Genomic DNA, 10,930 nt, shown 5'->3' on the forward strand with positions numbered 1-10,930 from the left:
TTCAATTAGGCAATTCGTTGTGCATGGACTAAGATTATTCCTCGGTCCACCACAACGGATACGCGGGCGTGGCGGAATTGGTAGACGCGCTGGATTTAGGTTCCAGTGTCTTATAGACGTAAGGGTTCAAGTCCCTTCGCCCGCACCACCTGACCTCAACTGAACCCGCTCCCCTCGAGCGGGTTCAGTTGTATAGGAATGTTTCGCCACACGTTCATGAGGAAGGATCACCGTGCATCTTTCCCGACGCACCCTGTTAGCAGGGCTGGCATCCATCGGTTTGGCCCCGTTGGCCTCCCCCGCTGGCGCATCGCAGAACGTGGCAGAAGGTCAAGCTGCTCCGGAGGCCGCCTCACGGACTTTCCGCATCGGTGTTCCTGCCAAAGCGCTGAGTACTGATCCGTGTGTCACCAACGATATTGAAACCCACCGGCTGGCCCGTCAGGTATATCAAAACCTTATCGGCGTCGACCCGGAGACCGGCGAGACTCTTGCCGAACTGGCCACCGATTGGACGTTTTCGGACGACGGCCTGCAACTGGTACTCGAGCTGGAACACGACGTCTCATTCCACGATGGCACCGAGCTGACCGCCGACGTCGTCGTCAAAAATTTTGAACGCTGGGGCAGCGTCAACGAACTGCTGGGCGCCGAACGACTGCGCCAGGTGGGCCGCCTCCCCTATTCGGTAGTTTTCGGCGGGTACTTCGACCAGGATGCCTGCCTGTTGGCATCGGTTGAAGCCTCATCGGAGCATATTGTGACCCTGACCTTCACCGAACCGATCCAGGCGCTGATCCGCTCACTCACCCACCCCGCATTTGCCATCAGCTCACCGGGATCCTGGGCCGACTTTGACGCTGCGCTGCAGGACGGTCTGCCACTGGTCCCGCTGGCCGGCACCGGCCCCTACCGCTGGGGCGATACCTCCGGGGAAACCATTGGACTGGAATCAGTGAACGACGGCCACGACGTCGCCGTATTGGCTATTCCAAATTTACACGAGCGGCTCTACGGGTTAGATACCCAACAGCTGGATGTATTCGACGCCGTCTCGCCGGCGATTTTGCGTGAGCTGGTGCAATCCGGTTACCAAGTCCTCCAGCGTGACCCGTTGGCCGTGTTGTACTTAGGTATGAACCAGGCGCATCCTGTCATGCAAAACCTACACGTGCGGCAGGCTGTGGCCCACGCATTATTCCGGGGCGATATGGTCGATTCCCTGCAGTTGGACGGGTCCTATGTTGCTCACCAGTTCAACCCACCCTCGCTGTTGGAACGCTCCGACGAGGTGACCACATACAACGGCGACCTCAATAGGGCGACAAATCTGTTGGCGGCCGCTGGCTACGATGGCGAACCCATCGAGTTCTGGTATCCGACCGGAGCTGAGCGGGTGTATATGACCCAGCCGCAAAAACTCTTCTCGTATCTTGCCGGGCGTCTGACCGCCGCGGGATTCAATATCGTGGCCAAACCGGTCAGCTGGGATGACGGCGACTACATGTCCCAGGTCATGGGCGATGCCAGCGACCGGGCCTTGCACTTGTTTGGGCGCAATGTGTATGTGCGCGATCCGCTATATCTTTTGGCCGAGCTCTTCGAACAGCCCAACCGGGAATTTGGCTGGCGCAATACCGCCGTGGCCGATGTGCTGGCACAGGCTCGCGTAGAAGACGATACCGATGCTCGGACCGCCATGTTGTCTCAGGTGGAGGCCGCGATCTCGTTGGACCTGCCCGCCATTCCGTTGACCTTCCCGATCACCGCGCTAGCTTCCGGGCACGACGTCGAATTTTATCCGATCTCGCCGGTATTGGATGAGCAATACGAACGAATCCAACTGCGCACGTAGTCGTATTTGGCAGGTGGCGCACACACTGCTGCTCAATTTATCTTTGACCACGTCCCAGTAGTAGAGTGGCATGGTCATAAGTGTTCATCTGAACAGATCAATGAAGATCAGGAGAGACGCCGTGCCGCAGTCAGGTTCATCCCCCGCATACGATGTTGTATTGATCGGGGGTGGGATCATGTCTGCCACCTTGGGCACAATGCTCAAGGAATTGGAGCCAGACTGGTCCATTGCACTGTACGAAAATCTTCACCAGGCGGGTCAAGAATCCTCCGACCCCTGGAATAACGCTGGAACAGGCCACGCCGCGCTGTGTGAACTCAACTATTCACCCGCCGGTGCAGACGGTTCGGTCGACATCACCAAGGCCGTGAATATCAATGAGCAGTTCCACGTCTCCCTGCAGTACTGGTCCCACCTGGTCAACAACGGCACTCTGAAGAACCCAGAACAGTTCATTAACGCCCTGCCACACATGTCGTTTGTGTGGGGCGATGACCACGCCACATACTTGCGGAACCGCTTCGAAGCGATGTCCGCAAACCCGCTGTTTGCCGATATGGAACACACCGAAGATCACGACGAAATCTCCAAGTGGGCACCCCTGCTGGTGGATGGTCGAAACCAGGGTGAACGCGTGGCCGCCTCCCGTGTCAAGGCCGGCACCGACGTCGACTTCGGGGCCCTGTCCCGTCAGTTGATTTCCAAAATGGCCAACGACGGCGTGGAAGTCAACTACGGTCACAAAGTTTCGCGGCTGTCCCGCGATACCGATGGCCGCTGGTCGGTTGACCTCAAGGATCGGATCGGGGGCGAAAAGTTCACCGCCAAAGCACGCTTCGTGTTTATTGGTGCCGGTGGTGGCGCACTCGACCTGCTACAGTCCTCCGGCATCCCCGAGGCCAAAGGCTTTGGCGGGTTCCCAATATCCGGAGAATTCCTGCGCTCCACCGATCAGGCGGTCATCGATCAGCACCATGCCAAAGTCTACGGACTGGCCGCCGTGGGGGCTCCACCAATGTCCGTACCGCACTTGGACACCCGCTTTGTGGACGGTCGCCGCTCACTCATGTTCGGCCCATTCGCCGGATTCTCCACCAACTTCTTGAAGAGCGGCTCCTTCTTGGACCTACCGAAATCAATTCGCCCACACAACCTGTGGCCCATGCTCAACGTGGCCAAGGACAACTTTGATCTGGTGGGCTACCTGGTCTCTGAAGTCACGAAGTCACACGGTAAAAAGGTTGATACCCTGCGCAACTTCTTCCCCGAAGCCACCGACGGTGCATGGGAACTCATTACCGCAGGTCAGCGCGTCCAGGTCATGAAGAAGGACAAACAGAAGGGTGGCGTGCTGCAGTTCGGTACCGAGCTGGTCTCAGGCGCCGAGGGTTCGATCGCAGCCCTGCTCGGCGCCTCCCCCGGTGCTTCCACCGCCGCGCCAATCATGGTCGAGTTACTGCGCCGCAGCTTCCCAACCCGCTTTACCAACTGGGAATCCAAGCTCACCGAGATGATCCCGTCACTGGGACAGCGCCTGAACGAGAACCCAGAACTGCTGGCCGAGGTCACCAAGGAGACCACCAGCACACTAAAGTTGGGCTAGACCGCTAGTACGTTAGTCACACGAGAGCATCCCGGGCCGGACGTTACGACGTCGGGCCCGGGATGTTTTGTGTCTGAGCGGGTTGATCCACAGTGTTGCGATGCGAGTGGCAGCTATCCACACTCTGGCCGGTTCGTAGAGTGTCGCGTTCCAACTACCGGCAAGCTGATGCTCACCTAGATCGGAGGTGAACCCAGATGGCGTCCAATGCACAGCTTACGCAAGAACACACCGTTGCCAATCCATTGGCGGCCGTTGAGCTGCCCGGCGTGGAGCATCCCGTGGATTGGGAAGCGATGGCCACCGACGACGTCTACGGCCTCATCCACGAGTTGTACCAGCACCTTGCCGACCGAGAGCCCGAGACCCCGACCAGTGGCGTGCTCCAGCGCTCCGTCCAGTTGGAAGACACCCTGCGTTACGCCACCACGCTGCAGAACCGTTATACCGGCTTGATTAAGGACGCGTTTAACTCGTCCTCACTGCGGTCCACGCTTGAGCTGCCCGAGGGAAAAACTGCTTTTCGCGATCCGAAAGACCTATTGGCCAAAACTCATGACATTCGAGCGAATGCTGCCAGCGCGCGTATCCGCTTGGCCGATGCGGTCACCCCGGTCCGCGCTTCCGACCCCGAGCGTTCAGACGACGTTGCAGTGGGCGAAACCCGGCTACCGATGCTTGCAGCATTCCAGGGGCGCCTGAACCCCTCGAAACTTTCCTCGGCGCTGAGTATGATCGATGAGATCGATAAAAACGCCTTGGCCGCGGGCAAGGACGACCAGTATCGCGAGAAACTACGAAAACTCGTGGACAAGGATCTCGCCGAAAAGATCGAGCACACCACGTGCGAGGAATTCAGCCGATACGTGGGACAACGAAAGAACGATCTGTTGGCCTCCGTCGATCCGGACGATCAAAATTTTCGTCAGCAACACACCGAGGCGATGCATGATGTTCGCCGAGTCGGACCCGTTCGTGGCAATAAGAATGCCATCGAATACCGCCTGACGCTTGACGCTGAGGGTGATGAAGCCACCCAGACGCTGCTCGCCACACTGACCAACCCACGTGGTAAAGGTGACGACGAAGAATTTGAACGCCGCAGTGCCGGACAACGCCGTATGCATGCCCTACGCGACGTCATCAAATTCAGCCTGGCCAACCTAGATAAGGCAGGATTCCGCGGTGCCAGCGGCGCTCATACCCAAATGACGGTTATCACCGATTATGCGAGCTTGTTGGAGGGCATCCGCAACGATCTCGCCGATGCGCTACCTGAAGTCCAGCAGCGTCAGAGGGAAGAGCTACTGGCCCTGTTGGCCCAGTTGCACTCGACCGAGGGTGACAAGAACACCAGTCGTGGCGGCGACGCAAGAGTTCCCGAGCCCAGTGGACAGAACATTCCGCCCCAAACCATCACACTCGGTGACACCATATTGACCGTTCCTCCGCCGAAAAAGTCCGATGTCAGTGAGTTGTTCGATGACGATAATCTCGACCGATTACAGCCACGAATTTCCCGGGGCATCTTTACGAATTACATTCCACCGGATGTGATTCTACGAATGCGGTGTGACGTCGGGGTCAGCCCGATCACCATGACCGGGCATCGGCAGGTGTTATCTATCGGCCGTCAGCAAAGGCAATTTCCTGATGCGCTGCGGCGTGCCATCGTTGGCCGGGATCGCGGCTGCGCTGTGCCTGGGTGTCACTGGGCTGCGTCACTGTGCGAACTCCATCATGTGCAGTACTGGTCCAAAAATGGTGAAACCAGCACGGAAAATGGGGTGACCCTGTGCGCGCATCATCACCAAGCAATCCATGCTGGCCAATTACGCATTACCAGGGTCGATGGGGAATTTCGGTTTGTACTGCACCCATTGCTTGATCCGAAGCAGCAACCGCGCAAGAATTACTTCTACCAGACCTAATGCCCTTCTTGGTCTGGGTCTTCAGCTCGCGAGGTGAACTCGAGTAACGTCTCTCGAAAGAATTCGCGGACTGCTTGCCAGTCCACTCTGCTTTGCTCGAGGTGTTCGACCATTTGAGAAATCTCGGCGTGCTGTTGGGCACGAAGTTCATGATCGGCACGCACCTGCAGACGGCGTCGTACCTCAGCCTGTAGCAGCTCTGGGGTTTCGGACTGACTCAGGTGATCGAGGAGTTCCTCATCTGACAGGCTCTGCAGTACCGCGTCGAAATTATCAGGCGTTTGCATGTGTGTGTTCTGAACCGTTCTAGGAGAACAGGGCCGTGATGCCAATGAGCAGAGCCGGCAGGACTACGAACAGACCAGCGAGCCAAGCGACCACATAGATCTTGTTCCTTGCACCTAAGGCTCCGATCCAAGTCGCGCCACGCACCGGAAGTGGGCGCAGGAAGGGAATCAAGAAGATCGTCAGGGCGGAGAAGATGTTGTAGAACAGGTGCACCGCTGCAGCAGTCATGGCTGCGGTAGCTTCACCGCCACTAAACGCGAATGCTGCGATAACTGCCGTCATGGTCGTGCCAATGTTCGCACCCACGGTAAACGGATAGATCTGCCACAGCGAGAACTTGCCGGATGCGGCCAACGGAACTGCCAGCGAGGTGGCCGTTGACGAGGATTGGACCATCACAGTGATCAACAGACCGGAGAATATACCCGAGATAGGACCACGGCCGATGGCCTTGTGGAACATCTTTTCGACGTTGCCGACCAGCAGGACCTTAAGCATGTTCGAGATGAAGTTGATGACGAGCAGGATCAACGCCACGCCGATGATGATCATAGCGATTCCGGCCCACACGGACGGAAGAACGCCAAGTGCGCCAGCTTCGATCATGTCTGCACCGGGATCAGTGACAGCTGAAACCGCGTTACCTAACGCTGTAAAGACGGTCGCGATGATACCGCCATCGGCACCCGTGGTGATTCCAGCGAACCAGGTGCCCACCCGGCCGAGAATGCCAAACATCCATTCGAGGGGGAAGAAGATGGCAACCGACAGGAGGTTATACATGTCGTGGACGGATGCCGCAGAGAAAGCGCGGCGGAACTGGTTTCGATCCCCTGCCGCACCCAAGGAGACGAGGGTTGAGGTCATAGTGGTACCGACATTGGCACCGAGCAGGATCGGGATTGCGGTTTCCAGCGGTAATCCGCCAGCGACAAGGCCCACGACAATCGACGTCGTCGTTGATGAAGACTGGGTTAGTACGGTCGCCAAAATACCGATGACGAGTCCGACGACCGGGTTGTGCGCAAAAGCAAAGATCTCCTGGGCTTGACCGCCCGTGGCTGCCCCGAAACCGGAGCCGATCACACTGACCGCGGTAATGAGTACGTACACGGCGGCAACGATAGACAACCATTCAACGATCTTCCGGGTTCTTCCGGTGAACGGCAATCGTGCCATCAGGCCTGGGCGTTGGACTGTGGTGGTGTCCTGCTCCTCTGGTAGAGGTGCCCCGTTGGTCGAAGCGCCGTAGATCTTGCGCTCCGTCGAATTATCTAGGCTCATACCGAGATATCCCTTCCCCTTGGTGATCTCACAGACAGTAGAACATCGGAAGATGAACCCAAGGTTAACCAGGGATCAAGACGAAGTTTTCCGCGGTGGCGCATCGCAGATATCCGAGCACTCAAACGCGCTCAGAGCACCATTCGCCCAAGTCAGCAGATCCTATATGCGATTCGTCACACTTTCGAAAATTCTGGATTTTCGAGGCAAAGTGAACAACAAACGCAACGGTTTGCCACCCTCCACTCAACGCTTCCCCGAACGCGCTAAATCATTCGTGATGCACACCACTCATCGTCCATTAAATCCTCCTTCGAGTCACCAAATTTTCGCCGGTGATTACAACAGTGTTCACCAACTCTTCGCCTACCGTCTCATCGCGTAGGCGCCGCGGGAGCCGAACTGAGCCTGGAACATGATTAGACGAGCTGCGCCGTTAGATCACATCTGGACCAATAACACGCACGTTGGAACCTGTCTGGGTTTTCTGTACCTGAATGCGGTGTGGGATCTGCTGTTTCATGGATTCGACGTGCGAGACCAACCCGATCAGTCGGCCATCGTCCTGTAGCGCGTCGAGAACGCCCATGACGTCTTCTAGGGTGTCGGCGTCGAGTGAGCCAAAGCCTTCGTCGATGAACAACGTATCCATCGACACACCGCCGGCTTGTGCCTGGACAGCGTCAGCGAGCCCGAGCGCCAAAGCGAGGGAAGCCATGAAGGTTTCACCGCCCGAGAGCGTCGAGGGGTTCCGAACCGTGTCGTTGAGGTGGTCGATCACCTCAAGGTTCAATCCGGCATACCCGCGTCCACCCTGGCCAATAGCGTGTTTGAGTTCGTAGCGTCCGCCGGTCATTCCAGTCAGGCGTTCGGAAGCGTTGGCGGCGACCTGTTCCAACCAGCCGGCCAGCACAAATGAGCGCAGCGGCATGGCCACCGTATTCTCTCCCCGTCCGGCGACGACGTCGCTGAGCCCCACGAGCTCCTCGTAAACGGCCAGCTGTTCGGCTGAGCGTTTGGACACGTCGTCTAGCTGCCGTTGCTGTCCTCGGACTTGTTGGTGAGTGGCTTCAATGCTGCCGTGTTCGCGGTTTGCTTGAGCCAGTTGGACCTGGGCGGCCTGTTGGGCTTCACGTGCCGACTCGAGTGCCTCGTTCGAAGGTGCGGCGACGTCGGCGTCGAGCAATTTCAGTCCGGCGACGACGGCGGCTTGGCCGGCTTTTTCCTCGAGTCGATCTTTTTCGGTGGTCCACTGACGTACCAGCGCTTCGTGTTCGGCATACACCCCGGGGGACAATATGCAGGTGGTAGCGCTCTTGGCGTCGTCGAATGCTGGGTGGTCTTGGGCCGCCGAGTCTTCGAGGGCTTGTGCGACACGTTGGGCGGCGGTGGCGCAGGCAGTGACGGCCGTGGATACCTGCGCCCCTTGGGCAACGATCTGTCCGACCAGACGATATGCGGGTTCGGTGGCGCTACGGAGCTGCTCGACGGTTTCAAATGCTCCCAGCGCTTCGGTGAGCTCAGCTTCTGCGCGCTCAACTTCCGCGGTGATGGTCGAGACTTGTGTGGTGGCTTCGGTCAGCTGTTTCTCGGCCGTGGCTTTGTCCTGACGCAGCGTCTCAACCCGGGCTTCTTGTTCCTGAGTGCGGGTGCGTACGGTGGTCAATTCGTTGACCTGTTGTTGCGCCGTTGCCACCGTGTGTTGGGCGGTGGCAACGGCGTCGTCGGCATCGGCAACGCTGAGTCCGCCGGCCCGGGTTTGCATGTCGTGCAGGGCGGTCAGCTGGGTTTGATGGTCCTGCTCGGCATCGTTGGCGCCACGCCGGGCCTCGGTGGCCTGCTGTTCAGCGGCTTGCACCGCGACGTTAGAAATCTCAGTGGCGTCCTGCAGCTGGGCGGGGGCGGGGTGCGAAGTTGAGCCGCACACCTCACACGGCTGGTCTTCTTCTAGTTGCTCCGCGAGGAAACCAGCAGCGGCATCTATACGACGGCGCAGGAGCTGCTGTGCGTGCTCCAGGGCCTTGTCAGCGGTCTGTTTGGCGGTGTCGCGAACCTGTTGCGTCTGCTCGGTCCGGGCGTATGCCGTCTGAGCTTTTTTCGCTGCGGTCTGTTGGGCTGTGGTCTCCTCGAGGCGCTGCTGAGCGGTTTGCAGCGTGTTCTCAGCGCCGGACAGTTCTTCTGCCCTGGCCCTGTTCGCATCGAGCTGCTCGGTCAACGTGGCGAACGTGGTTTCGAAGTCTTGCAGCTGCTTGGTGAGCCCAGCATGGGAGCGTTTCCATTCGGCCAGACGCTTTCGCGTGGCGGCAATTGAGGACTGCGCTTTTTCGTGTTGCTGGACCTGTTCGCGTGCGCGGATTGCGGTGGCCTCGATGGTTTTCCATTGGTCACACAGTGCTGGCACGTCATCAAGATCGACGGCGAACAACTGGTGCCCTTCCGCCGCTTGACGTGCCCAGGTGCCAATCACGTCGTCGTCCTGCGCGGCGTCGAAGTGGTGTTGCCAAGATTCGACCGCGGCGTTGAGCTGCTGAGTCGCCGTGTCCAGGTGGTTTTGTGCATCGACGACCGGTTTGGCACGGGCGTGGTCGTCCAACTGTTGGCGCGAAGATTTCGCCTCGGCGGCCTGTGCCTCGTGTGCGACGCGCCGGGTACGGAAATCTGTGGCTTCGCGCAACTGGGTCTGTTGTTCTTGCAGGTCGGTGAGTTTTTTACGAGTCGTCTCCAGTGTGGTCGATGCCTGAGCCACTCGCTGCTGGGCGTGGGCCTGCAGTGCAGTCATCCTGGATTCCACGTGCTCGATCAGTTCGGCATCGGACAGGGCGTCAAGGTCCAAAGCCGCCGTCTCGTCAGAGCCGTGGCGCTCCTGCTCAACCAGGTGCTGGCTACCGGCGTCGTCTTCCCACGCGGGCGCATAGGTTTCGGCGGTCTGGATGAGCACGGCCCGCAGACTCTCGCGGCGCTGGCTGTCTGACTCGACCGCGCTGCGCAATGTCTTAGCCTGCTGACTCAAGTAGTCACCGATCTCGTCAAAGCGATGGGTGTTGAACAGCTGGCGCAAGATGGCTTCGCGGTCATTACTCGAAGCCTTGAGGAACCGGGCGAACTCGCCCTGCGGCAAGAGCACCACGGAGGTGAATTGTTCGCGTGACAGGCCAATTACCGAGCGCAGAATCTGCTGGGCCTCATCCACGCGGGTGGTCAATTGCTGGCTCTGGCCTTCGACCACCTCACTCAGGGCAATGCTGGCTTGGCGGGTGACGACGTCGTCGGCATCTTTGGCCCCGCGGCGGGGTGCGAAGTGTTGGAGCACCCGGTCGATAACGAATCGGCGTAAACCGAACGAGACGTCGAGTGTGATGGTGGGCGGGGTGCCGGGTTCGGCCAGTGTCGAGTGCAGTTCGGTGTTCTTGCGTTCGTCGTCGGCTTTGCCGTAGAGCGCGAAAGTCACCACATCCAGGATGGTGGATTTACCAGCCCCGGTTGGGCCGTCCAGCAGGAACAGGCCGGCGGCATCGAGTTGTTCAAAGGCCAGGTCCTGTTTGCCCGGGTACGGCCCGATAGCTTGGAAAGTGAGGCGGTGGATGCGCATTATTTCACGTCCTGTTCTTGAACACGGTTGACGTGCTGCAGCGCGTCTTGCAGCCAGGACTGCTCCTGTTGCGACGCCGGGCGGTTGCGCACGTGCTCCACAAAATCGACCACGAGGTCTAAGTCGGTTTTCGCATTGGCGATGCGATCCGAGTAGGTGGTCTGGCGTTCGCGTTCACCGGTGGGCGCCAGGATGAAGTTCAACATGTCGGGGAATCGCTCTTTGAGCCGCTGAAACGCCCGGCGCGGGCGCTGCGGATCGGTTACGGTGATTTGGCACCAGGCATCTTCGGCCCAGGTGTACTCGTCAGATTCCAGTAGGTCATCAATTTCTCCGGTGAGTACTGCCAACTGCTTCAGCTGCGGAATGTCGATCCA

The 10,930-nt window shown here is 58.9% G+C and carries 7 protein-coding genes and 1 tRNA gene; 4 read left to right on the plus strand and 4 right to left on the minus strand.

What is annotated here, in order from left to right; genetic code table 11:
• Nucleotides 1–62: 62 nt before the first annotated feature.
• The 4 genes from L0H14_RS10015 (at nt 63) to L0H14_RS10030 (ending at nt 5,392) form a co-directional block, all read left to right on the plus strand.
• Nucleotides 63–148, plus strand: a tRNA-Leu gene (locus L0H14_RS10015).
• A gap of 84 nt (nt 149–232) precedes the next feature.
• Complete coding sequence (locus tag L0H14_RS10020) at nt 233–1,855, plus strand: ABC transporter substrate-binding protein (protein ID WP_301419155.1); 1,623 nt, start codon at nt 233–235, stop codon at nt 1,853–1,855.
• Between the two features lie 100 nt (nt 1,856–1,955).
• On the plus strand, nt 1,956–3,461 hold the full coding sequence (locus L0H14_RS10025; RefSeq protein WP_301421763.1) for a malate:quinone oxidoreductase: 1,506 nt from the start codon (nt 1,956–1,958) through the stop codon (nt 3,459–3,461).
• Between the two features lie 197 nt (nt 3,462–3,658).
• Nucleotides 3,659–5,392: an HNH endonuclease gene (locus L0H14_RS10030; protein WP_301421764.1), complete on the plus strand. Its 1,734-nt coding sequence runs from the start codon at nt 3,659–3,661 to the stop codon at nt 5,390–5,392.
• On the opposite strand, the gene L0H14_RS10035 is transcribed toward L0H14_RS10030, so the two are convergent.
• The 4 genes from L0H14_RS10035 to L0H14_RS10050 form a co-directional block, all read right to left on the minus strand.
• Nucleotides 5,389–5,679: a hypothetical protein gene (locus L0H14_RS10035; protein WP_301419148.1), complete on the minus strand. Its 291-nt coding sequence runs from the start codon at nt 5,677–5,679 to the stop codon at nt 5,389–5,391. The genes L0H14_RS10030 and L0H14_RS10035 overlap by 4 nt on opposite strands.
• 19 nt (nt 5,680–5,698) lie before the next feature.
• On the minus strand, nt 5,699–6,964 hold the full coding sequence (locus L0H14_RS10040; RefSeq protein WP_301419146.1) for a Na/Pi cotransporter family protein: 1,266 nt from the start codon (nt 6,962–6,964) through the stop codon (nt 5,699–5,701).
• A gap of 436 nt (nt 6,965–7,400) precedes the next feature.
• Nucleotides 7,401–10,553 (minus strand): SMC family ATPase, encoded by a 3,153-nt coding sequence (locus L0H14_RS10045; RefSeq protein ID WP_301421765.1) that lies wholly within the window; start codon nt 10,551–10,553, stop codon nt 7,401–7,403.
• A partial coding sequence (locus tag L0H14_RS10050; protein ID WP_301421766.1) for an exonuclease SbcCD subunit D C-terminal domain-containing protein occupies nt 10,553–10,930 on the minus strand: 378 nt, incomplete at its 5' end. The genes L0H14_RS10045 and L0H14_RS10050, both read right to left, overlap by 1 nt.

This window comes from Yaniella sp., from assembly GCF_030453185.1.
GTDB lineage: Bacteria > Actinomycetota > Actinomycetes > Actinomycetales > Micrococcaceae > Yaniella.

Coding starts and splice junctions, on each gene's coding strand:
- L0H14_RS10025 (WP_301421763.1), top strand. CDS start 1,956: ATGAAGATCAGGAGAGACGCCGTGCCGCAGTCAGGTTCATCCCCCGCA.
- L0H14_RS10030 (WP_301421764.1), top strand. CDS start 3,659: ATGGCGTCCAATGCACAGCTTACGCAAGAACACACCGTTGCCAATCCA.
- L0H14_RS10045 (WP_301421765.1), bottom strand. CDS start 10,553: ATGCGCATCCACCGCCTCACTTTCCAAGCTATCGGGCCGTACCCGGGC.
- L0H14_RS10035 (WP_301419148.1), bottom strand. CDS start 5,679: ATGCAAACGCCTGATAATTTCGACGCGGTACTGCAGAGCCTGTCAGAT.
- L0H14_RS10040 (WP_301419146.1), bottom strand. CDS start 6,964: ATGAGCCTAGATAATTCGACGGAGCGCAAGATCTACGGCGCTTCGACC.